At 67.5% G+C, this 24261-nt stretch carries 27 protein-coding genes and 2 pseudogenes; 14 read left to right on the top strand and 15 right to left on the bottom strand.

The window, feature by feature from the left end; genetic code table 11:
* Positions 1-9: 9 nt before the first annotated feature.
* The 6 genes from OIC96_RS27680 to OIC96_RS27655 all read right to left on the bottom strand — a co-directional run bounded on the left by OIC96_RS27680 (position 10) and on the right by OIC96_RS27655 (position 5229).
* Complete coding sequence (locus OIC96_RS27680) at positions 10-846, bottom strand: hypothetical protein (RefSeq protein WP_330305250.1); 837 nt, start codon at positions 844-846, stop codon at positions 10-12.
* Positions 843-1778 (bottom strand): ABC transporter ATP-binding protein, encoded by a 936-nt coding sequence (locus tag OIC96_RS27675; protein ID WP_330305251.1) that lies wholly within the window; start codon positions 1776-1778, stop codon positions 843-845. Before OIC96_RS27675 ends, OIC96_RS27680 begins: the two co-directional genes overlap by 4 nt.
* 4 nt (positions 1779-1782) lie before the next feature.
* Positions 1783-2799 (bottom strand): sporulation-delaying protein SdpB family protein, encoded by a 1017-nt coding sequence (locus OIC96_RS27670; RefSeq protein WP_330305252.1) that lies wholly within the window; start codon positions 2797-2799, stop codon positions 1783-1785.
* Positions 2790-3347, bottom strand: coding sequence for an SdpA family antimicrobial peptide system protein (locus OIC96_RS27665; protein ID WP_330305253.1), 558 nt, complete (start codon positions 3345-3347; stop codon positions 2790-2792). Before OIC96_RS27665 ends, OIC96_RS27670 begins: the two co-directional genes overlap by 10 nt.
* A gap of 112 nt (positions 3348-3459) precedes the next feature.
* Positions 3460-4116, bottom strand: coding sequence for a sporulation delaying protein family toxin (locus tag OIC96_RS27660; RefSeq protein WP_330305254.1), 657 nt, complete (start codon positions 4114-4116; stop codon positions 3460-3462).
* 159 nt (positions 4117-4275) lie between these two features.
* Positions 4276-5229, bottom strand: coding sequence for a ParB/RepB/Spo0J family partition protein (locus OIC96_RS27655; RefSeq protein ID WP_330305255.1), 954 nt, complete (start codon positions 5227-5229; stop codon positions 4276-4278).
* Between the two features lie 330 nt (positions 5230-5559).
* Between OIC96_RS27655 and OIC96_RS27650 the strand changes: the two genes are divergently transcribed.
* From OIC96_RS27650 to OIC96_RS27630, 5 genes are all read left to right on the top strand, one after another.
* Positions 5560-6012, top strand: a complete 453-nt coding sequence (locus tag OIC96_RS27650; protein WP_330305256.1) for a helix-turn-helix domain-containing protein — start codon at positions 5560-5562, stop codon at positions 6010-6012.
* Positions 6013-6353: 341 nt separating this feature from the next.
* On the top strand, positions 6354-6743 hold the full coding sequence (locus OIC96_RS27645) for a hypothetical protein (RefSeq protein ID WP_330305257.1): 390 nt from the start codon (positions 6354-6356) through the stop codon (positions 6741-6743).
* Complete coding sequence (locus OIC96_RS27640; RefSeq protein ID WP_330305258.1) at positions 6740-7900, top strand: MAB_1171c family putative transporter; 1161 nt, start codon at positions 6740-6742, stop codon at positions 7898-7900. Before OIC96_RS27645 ends, OIC96_RS27640 begins: the two co-directional genes overlap by 4 nt.
* A 34-nt stretch (positions 7901-7934) precedes the next feature.
* The gene (locus tag OIC96_RS27635; protein WP_330310433.1) at positions 7935-8186 is read left to right on the top strand and encodes a hypothetical protein; all 252 of its coding nucleotides are present in this window, start codon (positions 7935-7937) and stop codon (positions 8184-8186) included.
* Between the two features lie 116 nt (positions 8187-8302).
* On the top strand, positions 8303-8527 hold the full coding sequence (locus OIC96_RS27630; protein WP_330305259.1) for a cold-shock protein: 225 nt from the start codon (positions 8303-8305) through the stop codon (positions 8525-8527).
* Positions 8528-9007: 480 nt separating this feature from the next.
* Here the strand turns inward: OIC96_RS27630 and OIC96_RS27625 are convergent, their stop codons facing one another.
* Both OIC96_RS27625 and OIC96_RS27620 read right to left on the bottom strand, forming a co-directional pair.
* A complete protein-coding gene (locus tag OIC96_RS27625; protein WP_330305260.1) occupies positions 9008-9208 on the bottom strand; it encodes a tyrosine-type recombinase/integrase in 201 nt (66 codons plus the stop codon).
* Between the two features lie 88 nt (positions 9209-9296).
* The gene (locus OIC96_RS27620) at positions 9297-9647 is read right to left on the bottom strand and encodes a helix-turn-helix transcriptional regulator (protein ID WP_330305261.1); all 351 of its coding nucleotides are present in this window, start codon (positions 9645-9647) and stop codon (positions 9297-9299) included.
* A gap of 128 nt (positions 9648-9775) precedes the next feature.
* On the opposite strand from OIC96_RS27620, the gene OIC96_RS27615 reads away from it, so the two are divergent.
* From OIC96_RS27615 to OIC96_RS27595, 5 genes are all read left to right on the top strand, one after another.
* Complete coding sequence (locus OIC96_RS27615; protein ID WP_330305262.1) at positions 9776-10498, top strand: STAS domain-containing protein; 723 nt, start codon at positions 9776-9778, stop codon at positions 10496-10498.
* A 168-nt stretch (positions 10499-10666) separates the two neighbouring features.
* Positions 10667-11224: a hypothetical protein gene (locus tag OIC96_RS27610; protein WP_330305263.1), complete on the top strand. Its 558-nt coding sequence runs from the start codon at positions 10667-10669 to the stop codon at positions 11222-11224.
* Between the two features lie 39 nt (positions 11225-11263).
* Positions 11264-11758 (top strand): hypothetical protein, encoded by a 495-nt coding sequence (locus OIC96_RS27605; protein WP_330305264.1) that lies wholly within the window; start codon positions 11264-11266, stop codon positions 11756-11758.
* Between the two features lie 98 nt (positions 11759-11856).
* Positions 11857-12012, top strand: a complete 156-nt coding sequence (locus OIC96_RS27600; RefSeq protein ID WP_330305265.1) for a DUF6131 family protein — start codon at positions 11857-11859, stop codon at positions 12010-12012.
* Between the two features lie 1185 nt (positions 12013-13197).
* Positions 13198-14469 (top strand): metallophosphoesterase family protein, encoded by a 1272-nt coding sequence (locus OIC96_RS27595; protein WP_330305266.1) that lies wholly within the window; start codon positions 13198-13200, stop codon positions 14467-14469.
* Positions 14470-14557: 88 nt separating this feature from the next.
* Here the strand turns inward: OIC96_RS27595 and OIC96_RS27590 are convergent, their stop codons facing one another.
* The gene (locus tag OIC96_RS27590) at positions 14558-15094 is read right to left on the bottom strand and encodes a hypothetical protein (RefSeq protein WP_330305267.1); all 537 of its coding nucleotides are present in this window, start codon (positions 15092-15094) and stop codon (positions 14558-14560) included.
* A gap of 154 nt (positions 15095-15248) precedes the next feature.
* On the opposite strand from OIC96_RS27590, the gene OIC96_RS27585 reads away from it, so the two are divergent.
* Positions 15249-15623, top strand: coding sequence for a PaaI family thioesterase (locus OIC96_RS27585; protein ID WP_330305268.1), 375 nt, complete (start codon positions 15249-15251; stop codon positions 15621-15623).
* A 392-nt stretch (positions 15624-16015) separates the two neighbouring features.
* Here the strand turns inward: OIC96_RS27585 and OIC96_RS27580 are convergent, their stop codons facing one another.
* The 5 genes and pseudogenes from OIC96_RS27580 to OIC96_RS27560 form a co-directional block, all read right to left on the bottom strand.
* On the bottom strand, positions 16016-17038 hold the full coding sequence (locus OIC96_RS27580; protein ID WP_330305269.1) for a DNA-directed RNA polymerase subunit alpha: 1023 nt from the start codon (positions 17036-17038) through the stop codon (positions 16016-16018).
* Between the two features lie 245 nt (positions 17039-17283).
* The gene (locus tag OIC96_RS27575; RefSeq protein WP_330305270.1) at positions 17284-18099 is read right to left on the bottom strand and encodes a spermidine synthase; all 816 of its coding nucleotides are present in this window, start codon (positions 18097-18099) and stop codon (positions 17284-17286) included.
* Between the two features lie 451 nt (positions 18100-18550).
* Entirely contained in the window at positions 18551-18907 is a 357-nt protein-coding gene (locus OIC96_RS27570) for a hypothetical protein (RefSeq protein WP_330305271.1), read from the bottom strand.
* A 25-nt stretch (positions 18908-18932) separates the two neighbouring features.
* Positions 18933-19478 (bottom strand): annotated as a pseudogene (locus OIC96_RS27565) (transposase); the annotation flags it as partial.
* A 73-nt stretch (positions 19479-19551) separates the two neighbouring features.
* Positions 19552-20856, bottom strand: a complete 1305-nt coding sequence (locus OIC96_RS27560) for a UDP-glucose dehydrogenase family protein (protein ID WP_330305272.1) — start codon at positions 20854-20856, stop codon at positions 19552-19554.
* 486 nt (positions 20857-21342) lie between these two features.
* Here OIC96_RS27560 and OIC96_RS27555 point away from each other — a divergent pair, with 486 nt between their 5' ends.
* The 3 genes from OIC96_RS27555 to OIC96_RS27545 all read left to right on the top strand — a co-directional run bounded on the left by OIC96_RS27555 (position 21343) and on the right by OIC96_RS27545 (position 24135).
* Positions 21343-22593, top strand: coding sequence for a glycosyltransferase family 2 protein (locus tag OIC96_RS27555; RefSeq protein ID WP_330305273.1), 1251 nt, complete (start codon positions 21343-21345; stop codon positions 22591-22593).
* An 82-nt stretch (positions 22594-22675) separates the two neighbouring features.
* Positions 22676-23782, top strand: coding sequence for a glycoside hydrolase family 26 protein (locus OIC96_RS27550; protein WP_330305274.1), 1107 nt, complete (start codon positions 22676-22678; stop codon positions 23780-23782).
* Between the two features lie 17 nt (positions 23783-23799).
* Positions 23800-24135, top strand: coding sequence for a hypothetical protein (locus OIC96_RS27545; protein ID WP_330310434.1), 336 nt, complete (start codon positions 23800-23802; stop codon positions 24133-24135).
* Here the strand turns inward: OIC96_RS27545 and OIC96_RS49935 are convergent.
* Positions 24091-24237 (bottom strand): annotated as a pseudogene (locus OIC96_RS49935) (beta-mannanase); the annotation flags it as partial. The gene OIC96_RS27545 and the pseudogene OIC96_RS49935 sit on opposite strands and share 45 nt — an antisense overlap.
* Positions 24238-24261: the final 24 nt, after the last annotated feature.

Genomic DNA, 24261 nt, shown 5'->3' with positions numbered 1-24261 from the left:
CGGCTTCTCTCACGCCGACGACGACAGAACCGACTCCGGGCGGAAGCCCCTCGCGATGCCGATCAGGCTGCCCACCGTGATCAGTACGGTCACCCCGCCCGCGTACAACAGCAGCCTTGTCGGGCCCAGCGGGTCCAGGGCGATGGACATCGCCAGGAGGGCGCCGAAGCCGGGCAGCATCGCGGCCAGGCTGACCAGGCCGCCGCCGTTGCCCGCCAGGGCGCCGGCGCCGGGCTGGGACAGGCGGGGGAAGAGCAGGTTGAGCAGCAGGGCGAGGGCCGCGCCCGCCCAGGTGGCCAGGAGCGGGAGCAGGAGGGCGAGTGTCAGATAACCGGCGTCCGGTGTGAGGCTGTCGTGGTGCAGGGCGCTGGACAGGGAGAGAGCGAGGGCGCCGAGCGCGCTCATCACCGCCCACTGGGCCGTCGTGACGACGAGTACGTAGCCGAGCAGTCCACCCGCGATGCTCGCCGGGTTGTACGGGGCGCCGAGCATCGCCTCAAGGGCGCCGACCCCAGCCTCCGCGCCGACCACGTTGCGCACCGCGAGGCCCGCGCCGACCGTTCCGTGCAGGGCGATGACGCCGGGCATCAGGACGAGCAGCAGCCCGGCCGCGACCGTGTCCCCGTGCGCCCCGTACTGCGCGCCGAGCCGACCGCTGCTGGCCGCGCCGTTCATGTCCGCGTCGTCGGACACGAGAGGCAGAACGATCACGGAGGCGACCGTCAGCACGAACGGCAGGAACACCGTGGCGAAGTTCCGCAGCCGTTCCCGTCTCATCCGCCACAACAGCGCGGACGCCAGGACCCTGGCCCGGGTCACGTCGAAGGGGAGGCCACGTCGCTTCACGGTATGCGCCTTCCGTCCGCGGGTGCCGGCACTTCCGTCTGCAGTTGCTGGTAGACGTCCTCCAGCGGGTTGCGGGCGGGTACTACTTCTCGTACGCCGATCCCTTCCCTCACCAGGTCGGCGACCAGCGACTCCGCCGCCCGCTCGTCGGGCACCTCCACGACCACGGCACCTTGCTGCTCCTCGTACCGCAGGCCCAGCCGGTCGAGGACCGCCGGCACGTCGCCGGAGCCTCGGACGCGCAACCGGTAGGCGCTGCCCAGCAGGGCGGTGCGCAGGGCGGCCGGCTCACCTCGGCCCACGATGCGTCCCTTCTGCAGCACTGTCACGTCGTCGGCGAAGCGGTTGGCGTCGGCCAGGGCGTGCGTGGAGACGACCACCGTGTGCCCCTCGTTCGCCAACCCTCGTAGGTACTCGGTGAGTTGACCTGTCGTCGTCGGGTCCAGTCCCGACATCGGCTCATCCAGGAGAAGGATCGGCGAGCGTCCCAGGAACGCCTTCGCCAGGCCCGCTCGCTGGTTCTGGCCGCGGCTGAGGCTGCCGATCCGGCGGTCCGCAAGGTCGGTGAGGCCGAGCAGGTCCAGGACCTCCGCGATCCGCTCCTCCGACGGCCTGGGCGGCAGGCCGAGGACGCGTGTCCAGTACCGCAGGTTGTCCACGACGCTCAGGCGTGGTGCGAGCGCCGAGCGGTGGGTGGCGAGGGCGATCAGGGACTTGGTCTCCGTGTGCGTGTGCGGGTCGGTGCCGTCCACGAGAACGGTGCCCTCGAAGGGCGCGAGAATCCCGGCGAGCACACGGAACGCCGTTGTCTTGCCGGCGCCGTTCGGGCCGAGCAGTACGTGAATTCCCGCGCCGTATTCGAGATTGACATCCCGGAGCACCGGCCGTCCCCGGTAACCCGCGGACACATTCAGCACTTCCAGCTTGGCCACCGATTCAACGTAGCACTGCCGACGAGCGGCCAACTGAGTGGTCAACGGAGCTGTCATTGGTGCCTTTTTCAACAGGGAGTTGCCCGGTGGGGAGTTGTTCGTCGGGCGTCTCGGCCGACGGCGTACGCAGCAGCGGCATCGACGCGACGACCGAGCAGCCGATCATGACGAGGGCGAAGCTCCACAGGCCCATCAGCAGGATGATCGAGCCGTGCAGCAGGATGTCGAGCACCAGCCCCACCCTGCGCCAGCGGTCGGAGCCCAGGATGCAGACGGCGATGAGGAGTTCGACGACGAGCGCGCCCCAGGTCATGGCGACCACGATCAAGGGGTACTTGGAGAGCGCGAGCAGCGGCCCGTCCCAGGGCCCCGCGACGCCGAACATGTTGTCGCGCAGGAAGTAGTACTCCGCCGTCCCGTTGGCCCAGTCGGCGACTCCGAACTTGCTGATGGCGGTGTCGAGATAGATGTATGCGAGCTGCAGTCTGACCGCCCAGAAGGCGGCGTAGGCGATCGCGTGCGCGGACGGTCGCAGCGGCTTCGCCGGCGGGTCCCACTGCCAAGTCCGGTTGTCCGTCAGGAGAATCGGCAGCATGAGGAGGGACATGATCATGCCCACGGATTCGCCGCCGTCGGGCACAGTGATGCTCACCGCGATCGAGTAGATGGCCCACAGCTGCGGGATCGCCGTCCAGCGCGGCCGGTATCCGACGGCGGCCACGAGAAGCGCGGCGACCAGGATCCAACGGGCGTACTCCGCATGGGAGGTACCTCCCACCAGGCAGTACGCGGACGCGGCGCGCACTCCCCCACAGCGGGCGCCGTCGCTGATGGTCAGAACGGGGGTGAGCAGCGCCTTCGACGGGGTGATGAGGACCACCGTCAGCTCGGCGAAGCAGATCAGCGAGCGTCCCACGCCGAACCAGCGCGAGCGGAAGTCAAAGGTGGAGAGCCGGAGTTGGAGCCGAGCAGACTGCTCTTCGCCAAGTCGGGAAAGGGCTGTACGGGCGGCTATGAGCATGAGACGTCCAGGTGGGCGATTCTGGTGACGCGCCGGTCGTACGGCACCAGGTTCCGGTACGACCAGGGCACGACGCGTTCCTGAGTGATGAAGGAGTCCCCGCACACGGTCCGCACGGGGTTGCGGTTCTTGACCTTCTCGGCGGGGCGTGCGGCCGCTTCGTGCAGACAGATCTCCAAATTACCCGCGCACGGCTGCCATTGGGTCACCGAGGTATTGATGTAGGCGATCTCGGGACCCTGGGCGCGCTGGGTACGGTCAAGTCCGAAAAGGTTCGAAGGGTTGCCCTGCGGGGTCTTCAGAAGATTCTTGGAGTGCTTTCCGTCGAAGGTGTACGTGCCGATCTGGACGCCCTCGGGATCCTTGGTGAAGAAGGCCCAGACCTGCGGGGTGACCTCATTGAAGTACTGGCGTGCGCCTTTGGAATGGCGGCTGCTGAGCGCGTTGCTCGGCAGCGTGTAGAAGAGCGCGACGAGAAGATAGGCGACCATGACCGCCAGCGTGGTCGCGAAGATGTACAGCTGCCGCCTTGCGACAGGCGTCGACATACGCGGTTTTCCTTTCCCCCTGTAATGGACGGAACGCTCCGGCCGTGCTGATGCCCCTGTGCGGGGGTGGCCTGCCGCGCCGCGGTCGCGGCAGGCCACCCCCGCAGAGAAATCAGAGTGCGGAAGTGACCGCCGCGACGAAGTCGTTCTCGTCGAGCTGGTCCGACTGCTTCAGGTCGAAGCCGTAGCTGGCCGCGGCCGGGGCTATCACGACGACCACGACGACTTCCGCGCCCACAGCGACGTTGGTGCCCGCGGCGACGTTGATGCCGGCCGCGACATTCGCCACGGTCACGATGTTGGACTTGGTCCACACCCAGCCGTTGGGGCGCGCGATGTCGGCGCTGTTGAGGCTCTTGGCCTTGCTGTCCGAGGCGATGGCCGCCTTGAGGTCGTCGTTCAGCGCCACCATGCCCTGCTGCACCACGAACGGGTCCTTGGCCTGGACGGCCTCCGTCACCTTGGTGTGGAACGCCGGGTCGGCCTGGTGCAGCTTGGCCATCAGGTACGACAACTGCGCGGGCGTCACCGAGGTGTCGGAGCGGCGGCTGCGAATCTGCTGGGCCAGCTCCGGGTGGTCCTTGGCGGCCTTGCCCTGGCCGAAGACCAGGAAGGCGACCACGTCGCTGTCCGAGTAGCCCTGCTCCGCCTTGGCCGCGGCGACCGGGGCGGTGTGCGGCGCCTGGGTGTGCGCCGACGCGGTGCCGGCGGCGCCGGCCACCATGGTGGCGGTGAGCACGGCACCGATCAGCGGCTTCTTGAATCTCATGATGGAACTTCCCCTGTTCGTTGAAGAGATTTCCCAGAATTCCCATGGGCTTACGGGAGCTGAGGGATCCTCAAGCGATTCAGAGGCTATTCGGGCAGCTTTTCGACGGCAAGGAATGCTCAACCAGAGCTGGGGACACTGGGGTTATTGCAAACGCCGTCAGGAATTGCTTTCCAGTGCGCGCGCGACATGGAGCCACGCCTCCGCGTAATCCCGTGCGATACGCGCGACGACATCGGCGCGGTGGGCCGGGACGTCATGGACGAACTTCTGCCATCCAGAAGGGCCCGTCGGGTGAATGCTGAGCAGCTGAAGGATCCTGCGCCCCGATTCGGAGTGCCGTACGGAGGGATCGCGGCGCAGGCTTTCGAGCAGGGCGGGGCTTTGGGCGCGGCCCGCGCCGCCGGAGCCGCCGGTGCCGCCGGTGCCGCTCAAACCGCCGGGGGCGCCCGCGCCCCTCGAACCGTCGTCGCCATCCTGACCGCAAGGCTTGGGCCCACCGCTCTCCGCCGGTCCACCACCCCGCAGCCTGGGCGGCAACAACTCCCGGCCCTGCAGGAAGCGTTGACGTACGTCGCTCGCCGTCGCCACGGACATCCCCGCACGCCGGGCGAGCTCGCGCAGGGAAAGGTCTGGGTCCTGTGCAAGTAACTCGCCTGCGAGCAGGCGCCCTTCGGCCGGATGCAGCGGTCGTGCACGGCCGTCGAGACCCACCCGCTTGTTCGACTGCGGACCGCCTCCGGTCGAACACCCCCGGAGGACCCCAACGGTCTTGGCCGACAGGCAGGTCACCGAGGCGATGCGCCGGTCCGACCAGTGCGGGTGCGAGGCGATGATGCGCCGCGCGGCGGCGGTCCTGTCGTCGAACGACAGCGGCTTGCCGTGCGCCGAGTTGAGCTGGACAGCGAGCAGGAAGGCTTCCTCCTCGCCGCCGTCGAAGTAGCGGACCTCGACGTCACTCTCTCCCCGCAGTTCCGCCGCCCTGATCCGGTGGACCCCGTCGAGCACCCGCTTCGTCGGGCGGTGCACGACGACGGGCGGCAGGGGTACGTCCAGTTCGGCGAGCGCCCGTGCGTGCCGGTCGTCTGCGCCCGTTGTACGGGGCGAACTCACGCCTGCCAGCAGACGGATGGGCACCCGCTCCACTGCCCGGTCGAGAACTCCCCCGATTCCTTTCGGTATTGCCGGATCGACCGCTCCCTCAGCGATCTCCCCCGTCACCGACACCACAGCATCCTCTCCCCCATGAGTGGAGCCAACCGATGGCTCCGGCCCGGTGGTCGTCCGTCGACTCAGGTACAAAGTTCAACGGTCCAGGCTTTCACCACAGTTGAGATCGTTGTGCGTCAAGACCCTAGACCACAGGTTGGCCTGGTTCAACTGGTATGACATCGCTACACTCTGTCCCCATTCACCACAGTGGAAGAGCGCGGGGAGGCGCCCATGGCCGACGGGGCGGACCGCAGTCTTGCGGACAAGCTCAACGAGCTCTTTGCGAACGTACGGCCCGACGTGGGCCACGAGTACAGCAACGAGCAGGTCGCGGCCGCCATCAGGGGCACCGGCGTCACCATCTCCCAGAGCTACATCTGGCAGCTGCGCAAAGGCATCAAGTCCAACCCGACGCTCAAGCACCTGGAAGCACTGGCCGGTTTCTTCGGCGTGCCCACTGCCTACTTCCTCGACACGGAAACGAGCAACCGTGTCGCCGAACAACTGAATGTGCTGGCCGAGGCCCAGGCGCGCCTGGCCGATTCCTCGCCGGAGGGCGACGTCAGGCTGATGGCGATGCGGGCGGGCCAGCTCTCCGCCGAGCGCCGCAAACAGGTCATGGACCTCCTCGATGTCGTCTACCGCCTCGAACAAGCGGAGGCGGAGCAGCAGGACACGCCATGACCCGGGCGACGCCGGTCGCGTACGTGAGGTAGACGACACACACGTAAAAACGCACACTGAAGCAGCCGCTGACACGGATGCTGATCACGGGCACCACGGGACGGCCGTGAACCACGCGGAACCGTGAACTGTCCTGAGATTCCCTCTGGTTACCCCCACCTGACCTCGTGCTGCCCGATCGGCGGCGCGGAGGTCAGACATACGAGAGGACGGTTTTGAACGAGCGCAAGCTGCGTCGGCGCTGCAGACGGGAGCTTCAATCCCTCGGCATCGAGACGCCGTTGCGGGTGGACGTACTGTGCCGGCGCCTGGGAGAGCGCCGCGGACGGCCCATTCGTCTCGTGCCTCATCCGCTGCCCGTCCCCGGCCCGTTCGGCGTCTGGATCGCGACGGGCTCGGCGGACTACATCCTCTATCAGCGCGAGACGAGCAAGGTCCACCAGGACCACATCATCCTGCACGAGGTCGGGCACATCATGGCGGACCACCGGAGCACGGTGTCCGGCAACGAAATCTGGCAGCAGCTGCTGCCCGACATCTCCGTCGAGGTCACCAAGAAGACTCTCTGGCGCACCTCGTACGACGAGGAGCACGAACGCGAGGCCGAGTTGGTCGCCACCATCATCCTCGAATGGGCCTCCGTACTGGACTATGTCGACTCGTCCTCGTCCGTGGCCCCGTCGGTCGATCGCGTCCAGTCCGCACTCGGCGATCGGCAGGGCTGGCAGTGATCGCGCTGGCACTCGTCGTCGGTACGGTGTTCGTCCTGATCCTGGGCTGGAAGATCCGCCAGATCGTGACGTCCCCGCATGACGCTCCGTTGCGTGCCGTGACCCTGTGTCTGGCGAGCGCGGCCGCTTCCTTCGGACTCGCGCTGCCGCCCGCCGCGAAGGTGATCCGCTCCGTCGGCGGGCCCGGAGCGCCGCGGCTGGTGCAGAACGCCTTCGCGTTCGCGATGGTCTTCTGGCTGATGTGCTTCTACCTGTACTCCGCGACGGATCCGCGGAGAGGGCGCATACGCGCCCGTTGGGAAATGCTCCCCCTGGGACTCACTCTTCTGGGGACCTCGCTGGCCACGATCGCCGCCGCCGGGCACGACACGGGCGGCAGCTACGACAGCGTCAACATGCGGCTCTCCGCCCTGGCGGCCTTCTATCTCCTGGCCGATCTGTATCTGGTCTACGCCCTGGCCACAGCCCTGTGCTGGACCTGTCGTTATGCGCGAGCGTCACAGCGCGCCCTGTCCGTCGGCCTGTGGCTGATGGCCTCCGCCCTCTCAGGCATAGCCGCGGCGAGCGCGATCCGAGCGGTACTGACCGTGGTCCGCTGGCACGGAGGAGCGGTCGCCCCGGCGGTCACCGAGATCTCCGGCCACATCATCGCCGTGGCGATCCCGCTGTTCCTCATCGGAGCCGGCTACCCGGCGGCCCGCGCCCGTCTCTCGGTCATGCGCCTGCGCCGACAACGACGCCGCATGTACCACCGCCTGCATCCGCTGTGGAGCCTGCTGCACGAGGCATACCCGCAGGACGCTCTCCACCACAACCACGCCAGGCCATGGAGCCTTCTGCGCCGGCCGCGCGCGGTCGACCGCCACTACTATCGCCGCGCCATCGAGTGCCGCGACGGGTTGGTACGCATCAGCCCCTACCTCGGGCCGGCCGAGGTGACGGTCACGGACCTCTCCGAGTCCTCTGCCGACCTCCTTGCGGACCGGTTGTGTGCCGCGCTCAAAGCCCAGTCGGAGGGCGAGGAAGCGCCGTACAACGCAGTCGCCGTGGCGGTACCGCAGGCGCAGGGCCTGGACGCGGATGTACGGCAGCTCGTCATGCTGTCGGACGCGCTGCACCGTCGCACCTCGCTCCCCGCCTGGCAGCACGCACCCTAGGGTCCCGGCCGATCAGCGATGCACGAGGGGTTTTGTGGCAGGGGTACCGAAGGGCCGCCGGGTCGGGACGGCCGCCGTCAATGCGCTCAAGGGTCCGCTGGAGGACCACGACCAAGCCCGGCGGGGCATGCCGGGTGGTTACTGGGTCTGGGGCAACCGAGGACGACGATGGTGGGGCGATCTCTACGAGTTGTGTCCCGACGATCTCGTGCTCGAGCTCAACGGCCCGGCGGACCACGCACGGATCACTGCGCTGATGAAGCGCTACCGGGCGCAGAAGCGGTAGGTGGCCCGGAACATGGACAACGAATGCGCGCACCACAGCCGCACCGGATCGGGCGGGGAACAGCGGGGAATGTCGGAGAGATTCACTCGGCACGAGCAGCCCGTAGGCTGCCCCACATGGTGACTGCGACCGTCCGTGAGTGGCGCGACGAGGAAGGGTGGGGCGTACTCGACTGCCCGGAGACCCCCGGTAGGTGTTTTGGTCACTTCTCCAACATCCAGATGACCGGCTTCCGAAGCCTCTCGCCCGGACAACAAGTAGAGCTCGAATGGGAAGCCCCCGGCTTCAAGCAGGACGGGTACGACTACCGCGCGGTGAGCATCGTGCCTCGGCCCGCCTGACATCCACACCTGACATCAACGACGGCGTACAGCAGCAGCCCCAGTCGGTTCACCGCGACCTCAGACCCTGCGCCACGGCATGCAGCGACGCCCCGTTGATCGAACTCCTCAAGCGGGTGTCGCAGGTTCGAATCCTGCCGGGGGCACAACGCGTTACATCGCTGACCTGGGGTTTCTCCCCCAGGGAGGCGCTCTATTCGGCCTCGGACTCCTCGTCCGGGGCCGTTTGCGTGAGCGGTGCGTGAGCGGTGCGTGAGCGGTGCGTGAGCGGTGCGTGAGCGGACGGAGAGTTGATCTTCGCGGCATCATCCGGCATGGACTCCGGGCCAGGATGCTCCGCGTCGTCAGGCTCGGCCTCCGCTTCGGAGGCGGGGTTTTCGGAGGTGGCGCGGGCGCGCGGTACGAGCCGGGCTGCGGCCTCGGCGATCGCCAGGTCGGCCTCGGGGAGCAGGCTCGTGTACGTGTCGGCCGTGATGGTGATCAGGAGTGGCCGAGCATCTCCTGGATGTCCTTCAGGTCGGCCCCGGCCGCGTGGGCGAGGGTCGCGGCACCGTGGCGGAGGTCGTGGAGCCGGACCGGCGGGAGGTCAATCTCCTCGTACGGCTCGATGAACCGCCGTGTGCCGTTGGCGGGGTGGAGCATCTCTCCGTTTTCCTTGGTGAAGACGCCTACAGGTTCCATCACGGTCTCCTCGTCGTCGGACAACCAACCGACGGCTCGTTCCCTGACCGGCGGGCAGAACTTGTAGGTCGCGGCAGACCGCATCCCCTCACGAACCGGGCCGGGCATGGTCGCCGGCGCCGTGGCGTTCGTCCTCGTCCCTGGCCAGCATCGACAGCAGGCAGGCCACGGTCACGCCCTCCTCGGCCGGGTGGCGCAGCACCTTGTCCGGGTCGATCCTGTACAGATTGGAGCGGCCGTGGCGGGTGTGGGAGAGGTATCCGTCCTGCTCCAGGTCCGCGATGATCTTCTGGACGGCCCGTTCTGTGAGCCGGCATCGCGCCGCGATATCGCGAACCCGCGCGTGGTGGTTGTCGGCGATGCTGGCCAGCACGCGCGCGTGATTGGTCAGAAACGTCCACCCCGTGTGCGGCTCGGGCACTCCATGAACTTCCGTCACGACTCCATGTTACGACCACCCGTTCGCGCACCCAAAAACACGAAGAAAAGTTCGTGTAGGGGTTGACGTGTCGCGCAGAGGCGGCTGAGCCTGGAGAAGAACAACCCGGAGGACCGGAGGAGGCGAGCATGACGACGCTACCGTCCCCGGACACACCGCTCACCAGCGACGAAGCCGACCGCACACCGCCGTCCACCGGCGCGCTGCCGGTGCAGGCAGAGCCGGCCGGGATCCGCGTGACCGTCACCGTGAGCGGAGAGTTCTGCCTCGACAACTGCCAGAGCCTCCGGCACGCCCTGCGCGATGCAATCATGCGGTCGGCCGAGGGTGTGGACCTGGACCTCAGCGAAATTCACTTCGCGGACTGCTCTGCACTCAACGTGCTGCTGGCCGCTCGCCGCGACGCAGTCGCGGCGGGGAAGACGGTCACCGTCACCACGGCCAGCCCCGCCGTCGAACGACTGCTGACCTATACCGACACCCACAGCCTCTTCTCCCCCGCCCACGAGCATGCTGACCCGCCCGCCCGAAAGCCCGGGCCGCCGCGCGAAGAAACCGACGACGACCTCCTGCGGACCGAAGTCGTCCAGCCGAGGCACGCGCTGCGCACCCACCCGGACATCGACCTGGCACGCGGCATCCTCATGGCCTCTTTCGGTCTGAACCCCGACGAGGCGTGGCAGGTACTGGTCACAGCGCCCCAGAACACCAACTCGAAACTGCACCGCCTCGCCGAGGACGTCGTCACCACCGTCCAAGGCGCGCCCCTGCCCGACCCGGTCCAGCAGCAACTCACCGCAGCCGTCGCCAGAACACGCAACACCGGCGGCGGACCGGCATTCGCTGGCTGAGCTGCTGGGGTCGGTCTTGAGAGTCCGATGCTGAAGCCGGGCTTGCGTTCCGGATCTCATGCGTCGGCGCCTGCCGCAGGGAGGAGGCCCAAAGCCCGACTGTGAAGCACCAATTAACACAAATGGGGAACACAGCGGATATCGCCCATCCATGAGGAGGTCGGTCAGATGTCTACCGGCATGCTTTTGGCGATCGTCATTCCCGTCGCAGTGGTCGTCGTGCTGATTGCCGCGGCCCTGGCTCTTTTCCTGCGACACCGGGCTCTGCGCCAGCGCTTCGGCCCCGAGTACGAACGGACCGTCGACGGCGCCGACAGCAGGCTCGCCGCCGAGCAGGAGCTCAGCGCACGCGAGAAACGGCACGACAAACTCGACATCAAGCCTCTGCCCGACCGTCTCCGCGAGCGCTACTCACTGGACTGGGACCACGTGCAGCACGAGTTCGTGGACCGGCCCGAGGACGCCGTACACGACGCGGACCATCTGGTGACCTCCCTGATGCAGGACCGCGGCTACCCCACCGAAAGCTACGACCAGCAGCTCAAGGATCTCTCCGTCGAGCACGGCCGCACCCTCGAGCACTACCGAGCCGCCCATGAGATCGACACACTCAGCGCGAGTCACAAGGCCACCACCGAGCAACTGCGCGGCGCCATGGTGCACTACCGGGCGCTGTTCGACGAACTTCTCTCCGACGGCGGCCAGACCCGCCACGCCCCGGCCTGACCTTCGGGCAGCCGGGACCGAACCGGACACGGAGGAGACATGCAACGCGACGACACACCGCACACTCGTGACAGCGGGCTGTCCACAGAGGACCTCGCACAGCCCCGCAAGGCCGACGCAACGTCGAACACCACTCCACCGCCCCCGGTCTACCCGAGCGAGGGCGACGACAGAACGGATGCGGCCGACGACCTCGCGTCCCGCGACGGGGCCAACCCCGCGGCGGACGAGGCGGCGGGCGCACGGACCACAGACGCCGACGAGATGCCGCAACTGCTGACATCGCAGGACGAGGAAGGCTTCCGTAAGGAGTGGGAGAACATCCAGGGTGCCTTCGTTGACGATCCTCGCCAGGCGGTACAGGCCGCGGACAACCTGGTCGCCAAGGTCATGCAGACGCTCGCCGCGACGTTCGACGAGCACAAGAAGAACCTCGAAGAGCAGTGGAGCCGAGGCGAGCAGGTCGACACCGAAGCTCTGCGCAGGGCCCTGCGCCACTATCGCTCGTTCTTCAACCGCCTGCTCACCACCTGACAAACACACCCGTGAGGCGAGGCGCAACGGGTCCAGGAAGTGAACGGCATCCCGCCTCACAGCGGCCGGCACACCGGCCGGAGAGAAAGAAGAACGCCGTGATCGCACTTGGCATCATCCTGCTCGTCGTCGGATTCGTCCTGAACATCGGGATCCTGTGGACAATCGGGATCATCCTGCTCCTCATCGGAGTCGTCCTGTTCCTCTTCGGCTCCCTCGGCCACGCGGTCGGCGGCCGACGCCACTACTGGTAGAGCACACCTGTACAACTTCCCTTCCAGCGACACCGGCCTGCCCCCGATACACCGACGCGGTTCGTCAGGAGTTCGCATCCTGGGACTGTTCGGCACCGGCCTCCCAGCCTGGGTCAGCAGCGCATTGACGACGAGCGCGGCCGCTGGCAGACCTTCCGCCGCTGTTGCCACGGCGGTGTGGGACGAGCCGTCACACGCCTGTTCCTCCCCTGTACCGCGTGGCGCTGATCAGGAAGAACACCGCCACACGGCACGGCCAGGACCCCCCGATAAGGTTCGATCCCACTCCTAAAGTGGGTGTCACAGGTTCGAATCCTGCCGGGGGCACAGCGGCCAGGGGCCGGTTCGAGGGGCTTGTTCCCCCGAACCGGCCCTACTGCGTGATCGCGTCCGTGCCACGCTCGCACCACGAAGTCCGTTGTGCTCCCACCGACCCGGTGCCCCGGCATCAGCCACGCGACGCCTACTTCGCGGCGCTTCGCGTAGCCGTCCTTGATGTACGCCGCCTGCGGTACGAGCGGGCTCGCAAGGTCAGAAAGCTCCGTGAGGTAGAGCGGTACTGGACGAATACCAAACGCATCGAGATGAGCATGGAAGCCCTCATCGCTCTGCACGCGTTCGGCAGCCACGAGGCCCGTCAGTTCGCTGAAGCATGGCGGGTGGCCACAGACTCGACCCCAGACCGGGCAGGCCACGGGCCAAGCCCACTCCGCCGACCTCACGTAGTCCAGCTGGGCAGATCCTGACGAACCCATGGGCCCGGCTCGCGTGCGCCGGGCCCCTCGTTGTCGCTGGTACCAGGAGGCCTAACCCATTTGTCCTCGTGCTGGTGCACAGGTTGAAGGCGTCCGTGAGGATTCCCGGTGTGACCCTCATGGGAGGTGTCGGCACCCAGGGCATTCCAAACGGAGGAGCCAGAACATGATGCATCGGATCGTCGCCCTCGCCGTGGCGAGCGTGCTGGCCACGGCGGTCTCGGCCACGGCGACTCCCGCACGGGCGCCCGACAGTGCAGGGCCAACGCCACCCGGACAGACACCGCCACCCGGCTACACCCCTCCCCCCAGGCCGACCCCTCCCCCCGGGGCGGGGTCAAGCGGCGAGGCCTGGGCGTGGACCCAACTGACCAGCCATGGCACCCAGATCCGTTACGTGTCCACCGACCCGAGCCAAACGTGTCCCACCGTGAGCTACACCCATGGGACGCAGGTGACGGTCCCCCTGCACCTGGTGAGCACCCCCACGGGGGCGCACTTCCCCACCACGGTCTGCGAGTCGGGAAAAAAGACGCCAGTACCCCTGGGGGCGACCAACGCGCAGCTTGTGCTGACGACGGTCCAAGCGTCCACGCTCCATCCCACCGGCGGTCACCTGCCCTTGCCGAAGTGGACCACGACCACACGTCCCAGCACGATCGATGTCATCGGCGACACCGGCTGCGAGCTCCCGGTGAAACCGACAGACCCGGCGCAGCACTGCGCGACCGCCTGGCCCTTCAAGCCGATCGCGGACAGCGTCGCCCGCGCGGCGCCGGATCTCGTGATCCACACCGGTGACTATCTCTACCGCAACGACCCCGGCAGGGCGGACGACAAGGCGAGGAACCCGGGCTGCACGATGCGCGCCGACGCATCCAGCTGGGCCTGTGTCGTGGCCGACTTCTTCAGGCCCGCCGAAGCGCTACTGGCCGCAGCGCCCGTCGCGTTGACTCGGGGCAACCACGAAGACTGCACGCATCCAGGGGGTGCCGGCGACGCGTGGTTCCGCTACCTCGCCGACGAACTCCGTGACGGATCGTGCAGCCGTTTCCCTGCGCCCGAGACGATCCGCGCCGGCACCCTGAACCTCGTCTCCGTGGACTCGTCGTACGCCGACCCGACCGACAGCGGAGACACGACGCAGGTGAACACCTACGCCCAACAATTCGACATGGTGAACCAGGCTGCGCAGCACCGTTCTTCCGAGGACTTCTTCGTGGTCACGCACAAGCCGGTCTGGATGGTGAAGGCGGCCGGTCCAACTACCAGCCACGTGGAATGGGTGACTCATGTCCTCGACGACGCCGTGGCCCACACCGCTCTGGGCCGGCTGGCGAACAATGTACGCATGGTGCTGTCGGGGCACATCCATCTCTACCAGATGCTCGATTTCAACACCGGCCGCCCGCCCCAGCTGACCGTGGGCTCCTCCGGCGGACCACTGGACCAAGGCCCGATCGACAGCAACGCCATGATTCAACAAATCGGCACGCCGTGGGAGATCGTCCATAAGTCGCTCACCCAGGAAGAGGATCCCACGGCCAATCCGCCACGACAGGCGGGAGTCTTCGGCTACGGGCAACTCCACCACAACAACGGGACCTGGGACCTGACCTTCCACAGGACGGACGGTTCGGTGCGCGGTCAGATCTGCACGTTGAGCACGAGTCTCACCAAAAAGTCGTTCAACTGCCACTGAGCGGCGCCGGTGGCACGGCTGTGGCCCCGTCCCTCGGCAGGACGGGGCCACAGCTCTACGCGGTGTGAACCGAGCGCGGGCCGATGTCCTACGAGGGACCGACCCGGGTGGTGCACGTGAACGGCTCGTCGATCCAGTAGGCGTCGTGCTGCCCGTCGTGGACGATCGGGTACCTGGTGGCCGGATCGCAGAGTCTGTCGATCTGGGTACGGTCCGCGGAACTGATGGTGAACCAATATTGGTTGGTGTCCGGGCGGACCTTCTGGCACTTGTAGAAGAACCCCTTCATGCCGGGACCGAACACGTCACTGCGGAAGTCGGCGCTCAGCTTCTTGTTGAGGTTGATGTTGACGCAGTCCGCCTTCATACCCTCGACGTTGACGGTCTGGGCCGCCTTGGTCGTATACCCCTTGGCCGTGTGGGTGCCGGACGCCGTCCAGGTCTTTGCCGGCAGGGCGATCTGCCGGGCAACCTTGGCAAGCAACGGGCTGCCTTGTGCAGTTGCCTCGATCTGTGTCGTGGAGCGGGCCTCCGCAGTGCAACCGGCTACGGAGGCAGCGGTGCCCATCGTCGCCAGCAGAAGGGGTGCGACCCGGATCCCGCGGGCCAGGGACGAGGACGTCACGTTGCTCTCCATTCCGGGTGGGCCGACGGACCGGCCACTGCCCGGGCGCCTCTTCGCACGCTAGCCGCTCGGACGAGTGGCCGGTGGGATCAGCGGCCGGTAGAAGTTCTTCGTCACCACGGTCGTAACCCGGCCGGGCGAACATGCGAGGCACGTGACGCCCACCGCCGACGGCCTGGTGGGTCACTGCACGCTCGGCATCGCCCACGAAGGGCCGCCCGGCTACGGCCACGGCGGCATGAGCGCCATGCTCCTGGACGAACTCATGGGCCGCGCCTGCGCAGCAGCCGGAACGCCCGGCCTGACCGTCTCCCTTCAGATGCGCTACCACCGCCCGGTCCCACTGGAAAAACCTCTGCGGATCCTCGTCCGCGTCACCGGCACGGACGACCGCAAGATCTTCGTGAGCGGGTCGATCACCACCCAGACAGACCCTGACGCGAACCTCGTCACGGCCGACGGGGTCTTCATTGCTCCCGACCCCCACCGCACTCGCACCCTGTTCCCGGGGCTGCAAGCCGAACGGTGACCAGCCAGGCATACGGCGTATCCCCGGTAAGAAGTCGCCGGCGGAACGGATCCGGCACACATGAAGCCGGGAAACCCCGTGAACACGTGAGAACTACGGAGCGGAGCGCATTAAGCATCGAACAGCCCCCTCGGAGTGACCTCCGAGGGGGCTGTTTCGTGCCCCGGCGACAAACGGGGGACAGCGCGTCAGGCGGCGTTCTCGGCCGCATCCGGGGAGACAGAAGGCAAGACAAGGCAGAGATGGCGGCCGTCTTCGCCCTCTTGATCAGGTTCGGAGGGCTTGGGCGTCTGTATCTCCGCCGGTGAGCCCTCGGGGAGCCGGGTGCGGTCGGCCGGTGCTTATCGCCGGCTCCTCTGCCTTCCTGGCTCCCCCGCGACCCGGCGCAGCGTTCAGTACTGCTCGGTCTCCACGAAACCCGCGTCCGCGTTGTCGTCCGCGCCGAAGGCGTCCGCGGCGGCGGTCGGGTCGAATCCGGGCGGGCTGTCCTTCAGGGCCAGGCCCAGGCCGGCCAGCTTCGCCTTGACCTCGTCGATGGACTTCGCACCGAAGTTGCGGATGTCCAGCAAGTCGGCCTCGGAGCGCGCAAGGAGCTCACCCACGGAGTGGACGCCCTCACGCTTGAGGCAGTTGTACGACCGAACGGTGAGCTCAAGCTCCTCGATCGGCAGGGCGAGATCAGCGGCGAGGGCGGCGTCCGTGGGGGACGGGCCCATGTCGATGCCCTCGGCGTCGATGTTGAGCTCGCGGGCGAGGCCGAAGAGCTCGACCAGCGTCTTGCCCGCGGAAGCCATGGCGTCACGCGGACGCATGGCCTGCTTGGTCTCGACGTCGACGATCAGCTTGTCGAAGTCAGTGCGCTGCTCGACACGGGTCGCCTCGACCTTGTACGTGACCTTCAGAACGGGCGAGTAGATGGAGTCGACCGGGATACGACCGATCTCCTGGCCCACCTGCTTGTTCTGAACGGCGGAGACGTAACCGCGACCGCGCTCGACGGTCAGCTCCATCTCCAGCTTGCCCTTGCCGTTGAGCGTGGCGAGGACGAGGTCGGGGTTGTGCACCTCGACACCGGCCGGGGGCGCGATGTCGGCAGCGGTGACCAGACCCGGACCCTGCTTGCGCAGGTACATCACGACCGGCTCGTCCTGCTCGCTGCTCACGACGAGCTGCTTGATGTTGAGGATCAGGTCGGTGACGTCCTCCTTGACGCCCGGCACGGTGGTGAACTCGTGCAGAACGCCGTCGACCCGGATGCTGGTGACAGCCGCACCGGGGATCGAGGAGAGGAGCGTACGACGCAGGGAGTTGCCGAGGGTGTAGCCGAAGCCCGGCTCCAGCGGCTCGATCACGAACCGGGAGCGGAATTCGTCGACGACCTCTTCGGTCAACGAGGGACGCTGAGCGATCAGCATGAAGTGCATCCTTCAGTCATGGGCACCCACTATTTGATGCCGTAGAGACCATGAAGAGTACGGGCGATTCGGCCTACCAAGAGGCCGAACCGCCCGACTCCACCCAACTCCGCCCGACTGCCAGCCGGCCGGCAGGCCCAGATCTTGCTGGAGTGGGGTCCGAGAATCAGCTACTCCTGCCCCGGGAGTCAGCCACCAGCACAGTTCGACTTCTTCACGGCGGCCGCTGCGCTGCCCGGGTGTCCTCAGCCGTCGTGCCTGCGGGCGATATAGACAGTGTTGGCCGCGGTCCCGCCCTGGAGCGGATTGTCGAACTCGACCACGTGCGCAGCGGTCTCCGTGAAGACCTTCGCGAGCACCGAGCCGAACTCCTCGTCCGGCGGGTCGTTCGACCACAGCGCGAACACGCCCCCGGGATGGAGCAGTTCGGCCAGAGCGGTCAGACCGGCCGGGCGGTAGAGCGCGGCATGGCCGGGGTGCAGCACATGGCGCGGTGAGTGGTCGACGTCCAGCAGGATCGCGTGGAAACGGCGGCCGGGATTGTCGGGGTCCAGACCCCGCGGGGCCGCACCGGCGCCGCGGGCCGTGCCCTCCGCAGGCACCGGACCGCCCGCCTTCGCACCGTCTGCGGGCACCGGACCGCCCGCAGCCGCGCTCCCCGCGGCCATCGCGAAGAAGTCCCCGCGCACCAGCCGGCACCGGGAGTCCGACGCCAGTCCCGCGCCCAGCGGTACGAGCCCGCGCCGGTGCCAGTCGATCACCTCGGCCAGGGCGTCGACGACGATCAGCGAGCGCACCCGCGGATCGTCCAGCGCAGTCCGGGCCGTGTAACCGAGGCCGAGTCCGCCCACGGCGACATCGAGCGGGCCGTCGGGCAGCTCCGCCAGGCCGAGCCGGGCCAGCTCGACCTCCCCCGCGGTGAAGAGGCTGGACATCAGATACTCGTCGCCGAGCTTCACCTCGTACACGTCCTCCCCCGACACCGGATCCCGCCGACGCCGCAGGCTGATCTCGCCCATGGGGGTCGCCCGCCAGTCGATCTCCTCGAAACGTGCGCTCATCCGGTGTGCTTCTCCGCGTCCTTGTCCGCTGCCGCGGGCGGGTTGGGGTGCGCCGCAGGAAGGTACCGTACGGGCCGGGGCGGGGCCCGATGCCCTGCAGAGTCCCACACGGAGCACTCCCGGCGGGCGATCGCACGGCCGGGCAGAGGGGGAAACCCCGCCGTGGCTGGGTGGGTCGGCGCTGTCACCAGCCCACCACAGACCCCAGCCCCAGGACCAAAAGCACGACTCCTGCGACCCCGAACTGCAGTCTCATGCGTTCAGGGCTCTTCCAGGGCGTCCCCCATCGGGTCCTGTAACGCGGCGCGAAGACCACGTCTGCCCGGTCCCATACCCACACGTCCACACCGCGGTAGCCGCAGGCCAGCACCAGCACCAGCACCAGCACCAGCACCAGCCGGAGCGGGCCCGGATCGAACTCCTGCTGACCTTGAACGGGGGATGTCGTCTTTCAGTGAGAGTCGTCGACGTTGCCCTGGGCGCTCCCGTTGAGATCGCCCTCACCACACCAGCGAGCACGCACTCGGGCGATCTCCTCAAGAGTTGCGCTGCAGTACTCGTGCCACCGACGCTCGTAGCCGTGCGGATATCCGAGCAAGTTGCCCAGCACACTGTTCACCGCCTCTGCTTGAACATCCGGTTCGGTGGACGAGGGCCAAGCCTCCGCGACTGCGGCGATCTCGTCCCGGGTGAAACCCGTCAGAGTGTCGAACTCCCAGTCGTCAAAGAACGGACCACTCACCGCTGCGTCCAGGCACTCCTTAATGACCTGTAGGTCCTCCACGGACGTTCGCTCAACTGCGCTCATGTCCGGATGATCTCATCCGGCTCCCTCATCGGGCTGTGGAAAGGAGGCCGGTTCCGGCGAGGCAGCCGTCGAGGACGTCGCCGCGGTACTGGAGCCGGCGTAAGCCCCGGCGGACAGCGGTGACGAGGTCCTCGGGATCGGCGAAGGCCCGAATGGCCGTGGTGGTGCGCCGCAGGATGGACCAGATGCCTTCGACGGGGTTGAGGTCGGGTGCGCAGGACGGGAGTTGGTAGACGGTGAGCCAGTCGCGGTCGGCGAGGTAGCGGCGCATGCCGGCAACGAGGTGGGTATTCAAGTTGTCCCGGACCAGCACGATCGGGCCGCCGTGGTGGTGGGCGGCCCGAATCAGGTCGCGGTAGTCGGTCCAGGCGAAGCTCTTGCGGCCGTGCGGGCGGGCATCGGTGCTCGGCCGGTGGATCAGCCGGGATGGCCGGCCCGGCTTGTAGCAGACCAGCGCGGCGACCGATATGCGGCGCCGGGAGCGTCCGCGGACCCGCACGACCGGCGTGTGGCCACGGCGGGCCCAGGTCCGGGCGATGGGCGGCGTCATCGAGAAGCCTGCCTCGTCCTCACCCCAGGGCGCGAGGGGATGAGCGCCCCGGGGCCGTTCTGGTCGATGCGCTCATTCGGCGCGTTGGCTGCTTTCAGGGCCGGCCGAGCGCACGGTACGTCCACCCCGCCGCGCGCCACCGTTCACCGTCCAGGGCGTTGCGGCCGTCGATGACGTACGGCCGCGCCGCCATGTCCCGCACTACGGCGGGGTCCAGGTCCCGGAACTCCTGCCACTCGGTGAGGTGGAGGACGACATCGGCCTCACGCAGGGCGTCCTCGGCGGAGGCCGCGTAGGCCAGGGTCGGAAACGCCTTGCGAGCGTTGTCCATGGCCTTGGGGTCGTAGACGCTGACGTTGCCACCCTGGAGCTGGATCTGCGCGGCCACGTTGAGGGCCGGGGAGTCCCGTATGTCGTCGGAGTCGGGCTTGAACGCAGCGCCCAGGACGGCGATCCGGCGGCCGAGGAAGGTGCCCCCGACTGCTTCGCGTGCCAGGTCCACGACGCGGCCGCGCCGGCGCATGTTGATGTGGTCGACCTCGCGGAGGAAGGTCAGTGCCTGGTCCACGCCCAACTCGCCTGCCCGGGCCATGAAGGCGCGGATGTCCTTGGGCAGGCACCCTCCGCCGAATCCGACGCCGGCGCGCAGGAAGCGGCCGCCGATGCGGGTGTCGTGGGACAGGGCCTCGGCGAGGAGGGTGACGTCGGCGCCGGCGGCCTCGCAGACCTCGGCCATGGCGTTGATGAAGGAGATCTTGGTGGCCAGGAAGGCGTTGGCCGAGGTCTTCACGAGCTCCGCGGTCGGGAAGTCGGTGACGACGACCGGGGTTCCGGCCGAGATGACGGGGGCGTAGACCGCGCGCAGGCGCGCCTCCGCCGTCGTCGACCGTACGCCGAAGACCAGCCGGTCCGGCCGCAGCGTGTCCTCGACGGCGAAGCCCTCCCGGAGGAACTCGGGGTTCCAGGCGAGTTCGGCGTCCTCAGGCAGCATCGCCGCCAGTCGCTCGGCGGTGCCGACCGGGACGGTGGACTTGCCGACCACGAGCGCGTTCCGCCCGGCCACAAGCGGGGCCAGGTGTTCGATGACGGCGTCGACGTAGCGCAGGTCCGCCGCATTGCCACCGGGCGACTGCGGGGTGCCGACGCAGGAGAAGTGGACTTCGCCGAATTCTGCGACTTCCTCGTACGAGGTCGTGAAGCGCAACCGTCCGGTGGCCACGTGCTTCGCCAGAAGCTCTTCCAGACCGGGTTCATAGAAAGGGACACGGCCGGATCGCAGTGCCGCGATCTTGTCCGGATCGACGTCGAGACCGAGAACCTCGTGGCCTATTTCCGCCATACAGGCGGCATGCGTGGCACCGAGATATCCGGTGCCTATGACTGTCACACGGGCAGACACTGAATCGCCTTCCGCACATGGTGCTCAGTGACCCCTTCAAGAGGTCCATGGAGAGCGGAACCATAACCCAGAGAAGGGGGCGAATCGGCCTCGCCGGCCCATGTCACGGGAACGTCACACGAGCGTGATCTAGCACGCGAAGAACATGTAACCCTCACACATCGTTCACATTTCTATTGAATAACGAACGATCTTGATGGGGGGCTTTGGGGTGTTTTTTATGATTTAGCACAAAGTAACTCCTGCTACTTTCCGGCCAGTTGGCGGCAATCAGCGTCGAGGTCGCCGACACCAGGGGTGGGGGTTGACCGGGACTGCACACGCCCGGCGGAGCAGTCGGCACAGCTGTCCGGCACAGCCGCGCGACACACGACCTCCCGTGCCTGAATCCCCCGATTCCACGGCTCAGGGAACTTGATGCTTGCATATTTGCTGGAATTGAGAGAATGGCGGAATCACGGGGTCGTCTACCCGTTCGCTATTTTCATGACCTTGGTCTGGTCGCTCTGGATCATCCGCATTCTGCTGGCTCGCCGATATAAACCGTGGAAGCGACCCTGGCAGACGACAACCTCCGTCATCATTCCCGTCGTCGACGAGCCGGAAGACCTTTTTCGTTCCGTTCTCCAGCGAATAACCGACCAGCAGCCGACCGAGGTCATCGTCGTCATCAACGGCCGACGTAATCCGGTTCTGGAGGACATCTGCACCGACATGGGTGTCGACTGGCGCTGGACGGAGACGCCCGGCAAGCGCAACGCTCTGCGCGTCGGCCTGGAGGAAGCGACCGGCGACATCGCCGTACTCGTCGACTCGGACACCATCTGGACCACCGACACGCTGACCGAGCTGGTGAAGCCGTTCCGCGATCCCGAGGTCGGCGGTGTCACCACCCGGCAGCGGATCCTCGACCCCGGGCGTTCGATACTCACCCGATGGGCCGACTGGCTGGAGAGCGTCCGCTGCCAGTACTCCATGCCCGCGATGAGCGTGGTCGGCACGGTGGGCTGCCTGCCCGGCCGGACCATCGCCTTCCGCCGGAGCATCCTGGAGAACTGCATGGAGGACTTCCTCAGCGAAAAGTTCCTCGGCGTCTTCCTGGAGGTCAGCGACGACCGGACCCTGACCAACTACACCCTCAAGGCCGGGTACAAGAGCGTCTACCAGTCCACCTCGCTGGTCTACACCGACGCCCCGCTGGAGCTGAGGAAGCTCGCGAAGCAGCAGTACCGCTGGGCGCGCGGCTCGCAGTACAACACCCTGCGGATGTTCTGGTGGATGCTGCGCCACGCGAAGATGCTCTGGCTGTTCTACATCGCCGACATCCTGGTGCCCTTCGTCCTGCTCGGCACCTTCGCGTCCTGGGCCGTCGCCGCCTGGCAGCACGACAAGCCCGGCATCTACAACCAGCTGCCACTGCCTCAGACCTCTTGGCACGCGGCGGTGTTCATCCTCGGCCTGGCCGCCGTCATGTCCCTGGTCTCCATGGCCATCCGCTTCGGCCGCCACTTCGCCTACCGGCCCAAGGACATGGCCTTCCTGCCGATCTTCATGATCATCAACACGCTGCTCCTGCTCCCGGTACGACTCCTCGGCTTCTTCCGCATGGCCCACAACGCGAGCTGGGGCACCCGCGCCGACAGCTTCGCCGGCGAACGCACCCGCAGCCCGCTCGTCGTGGTCCCCTACCTGCTGGGCGCCGCCCTGCTCTTCGGATCGGTGATGATCAGTGTCTAGGGCGGACGCACCCTCCGGCCGGGCTCACGCCAAACGTCTGCACTGGTGGAACCGCGGCAGTGGTGTCCGGCTGCGACTGTGGATGACAGCCAACGTCGTCGTACTGTCGCTGCTCAGCTACGGCGTCTACATCCTCGCCAACTCCAGCTCCGAACCGGTCTACCAGGGCCTCGGCGTCCCCGCGGCCAAGCCCGGCATCAAGGACCGGCTCACGTCCGGCGCGTCCACCGCCCGCACCACCGTCCCGAAGAAAGGTTCCTTCACCGCTCCCGAAGGCACATACTTCGGGATCAGCAGCACCCAGATCCCCTGGTCGTCCAAGAAGACCGACACCCTGGCTGCGGCGGCCGGGCAGCGGCCGACCATGTCCGAGTACTTCGTCAACTGGAACGAGGACTTCGACCCCGCGGCCGTCGACGCCTCCTACCGGCAGGGCATGCTCCCGGTGGTCTCCTGGCAGCCCTGGGCCGGGCGAAAGCACAGCACCGACCAGCCGAAGTACGCCCTCGCGAAGATCGCCGGCGGCACGTACGACGCGTACGTCACGAAATTCGCGAAAGCCGTCGCCGACCACCAGTGGCCCGTGGTGATCCGCTTCGCGCACGAGATGAACGGCGCCTGGTACCCCTGGTCGGAGCAGCGCAGCGGCAACCACAAGGGCGACTACGTGAAAGCCTGGCGGCACGTCCACGACCTCTTCGAGCAGGCCGGCGCCGACAACGTCATCTGGTTGTGGAGCCCCAACATCCTGCGCCCGGTGCCCCAGGTGAGCCTGGCCGAGCTGTACCCCGGCGACGACTACACCGACTGGATCGGCATGGTCGGCTACGCCGTACACGAGAAGACCGCGGCCGCCGTCTTCAACCCGACGCTGAAGAAGCTGCGCAAGCTCACCGACCGCCCCATCGTCATCACCGAGGCCGGCGCCCAGCCCAGCGCGTCGAAGGCGGCGTGGATCAGTGACTTCTTCACATGGCTCGGGAAGAGCAAGCAGGACGACATCATCGGCTTCATCTGGTTCGAACGCGACCGGCAGCAGGGCGGCGGCGCGGACTGGCGCTTCACCGAGAACGCGGCGACGCGCAAGGCGTTCCGGCGCGGGCTCGCGGACATCGACCTGACCGGGTCGGCGGACTTGTCGACGTCGGGGACGCCGCCGGCCTCCGCCGCCACTACGACGACCGGCTGATCCTCGCCGGCCGTACAGTGGCCGGCCCGCCCGCGAAGGCGCGGGTGGTCCCCGGGGTCCGGGTGAACCTCCAGTCCTGGTGGCCGCCGTCGGCACGGCTGCGCTCGAACCACACGAAGCCGATCGCCTCCGGGTGCGCGGCGAATCACCGGAAGAAGGCCGCCGTCCAGGCGGCCTTCTTCCGGCCCGGCCGGGCCGCGGTCTCCCCGATCACCACCGGGCGACCGGACAGCCCCGCGCAGCCGGGCGAGTGTCGCGTCGAACACCGCACCCGCTGTGGACTCGTCGTCCTGATAACCCGTCATCCCCATCAGGTCGACGTACGCATCCCTGGGATACAGCGCCCGCAGTGACACCGTAGGCGCGTCCCGCACCACGTTCGGACTCCACAGCCAGACGACGTTGCTCGCTCCGACGCGTGCGAAGAGGTCGTGGACGTGCCGCCAGGCTTTCACGTAGTCGCCCCCGTGGTTGCCGTT

Origin of the sequence: Streptomyces sp. NBC_00775, from assembly GCF_036347135.1 — a bacterium.
GTDB lineage: Bacteria > Actinomycetota > Actinomycetes > Streptomycetales > Streptomycetaceae > Streptomyces > Streptomyces lutosisoli.
The sequence above is the reverse complement of the archived record's forward strand: the minus strand, read 5'-3'. Positions and strand labels throughout refer to the sequence as shown.

What these genes read in the sequence shown, in the direction of transcription:
- OIC96_RS27670 (WP_330305252.1), bottom strand. Translation starts at nt 2,799, where the DNA reads ATGCTCATAGCCGCCCGTACAGCCCTTTCCCGACTTGGCGAAGAGCAG.
- OIC96_RS27570 (WP_330305271.1), bottom strand. Translation starts at nt 18,907, where the DNA reads ATGAGCGCAGTTGAGCGAACGTCCGTGGAGGACCTACAGGTCATTAAG.
- OIC96_RS27605 (WP_330305264.1), top strand. Translation starts at nt 11,264, where the DNA reads ATGCAACGCGACGACACACCGCACACTCGTGACAGCGGGCTGTCCACA.
- OIC96_RS27660 (WP_330305254.1), bottom strand. Translation starts at nt 4,116, where the DNA reads ATGAGATTCAAGAAGCCGCTGATCGGTGCCGTGCTCACCGCCACCATG.
- OIC96_RS27630 (WP_330305259.1), top strand. Translation starts at nt 8,303, where the DNA reads ATGGTGACTGCGACCGTCCGTGAGTGGCGCGACGAGGAAGGGTGGGGC.
- OIC96_RS27555 (WP_330305273.1), top strand. Translation starts at nt 21,343, where the DNA reads ATGACCTTGGTCTGGTCGCTCTGGATCATCCGCATTCTGCTGGCTCGC.
- OIC96_RS27625 (WP_330305260.1), bottom strand. Translation starts at nt 9,208, where the DNA reads ATGGAACCTGTAGGCGTCTTCACCAAGGAAAACGGAGAGATGCTCCAC.
- OIC96_RS27650 (WP_330305256.1), top strand. Translation starts at nt 5,560, where the DNA reads ATGGCCGACGGGGCGGACCGCAGTCTTGCGGACAAGCTCAACGAGCTC.
- OIC96_RS27550 (WP_330305274.1), top strand. Translation starts at nt 22,676, where the DNA reads ATGACAGCCAACGTCGTCGTACTGTCGCTGCTCAGCTACGGCGTCTAC.
- OIC96_RS27665 (WP_330305253.1), bottom strand. Translation starts at nt 3,347, where the DNA reads ATGTCGACGCCTGTCGCAAGGCGGCAGCTGTACATCTTCGCGACCACG.
- OIC96_RS27580 (WP_330305269.1), bottom strand. Translation starts at nt 17,038, where the DNA reads ATGCTGATCGCTCAGCGTCCCTCGTTGACCGAAGAGGTCGTCGACGAA.
- OIC96_RS27615 (WP_330305262.1), top strand. Translation starts at nt 9,776, where the DNA reads ATGACGACGCTACCGTCCCCGGACACACCGCTCACCAGCGACGAAGCC.
- OIC96_RS27575 (WP_330305270.1), bottom strand. Translation starts at nt 18,099, where the DNA reads ATGAGCGCACGTTTCGAGGAGATCGACTGGCGGGCGACCCCCATGGGC.
- OIC96_RS27610 (WP_330305263.1), top strand. Translation starts at nt 10,667, where the DNA reads ATGTCTACCGGCATGCTTTTGGCGATCGTCATTCCCGTCGCAGTGGTC.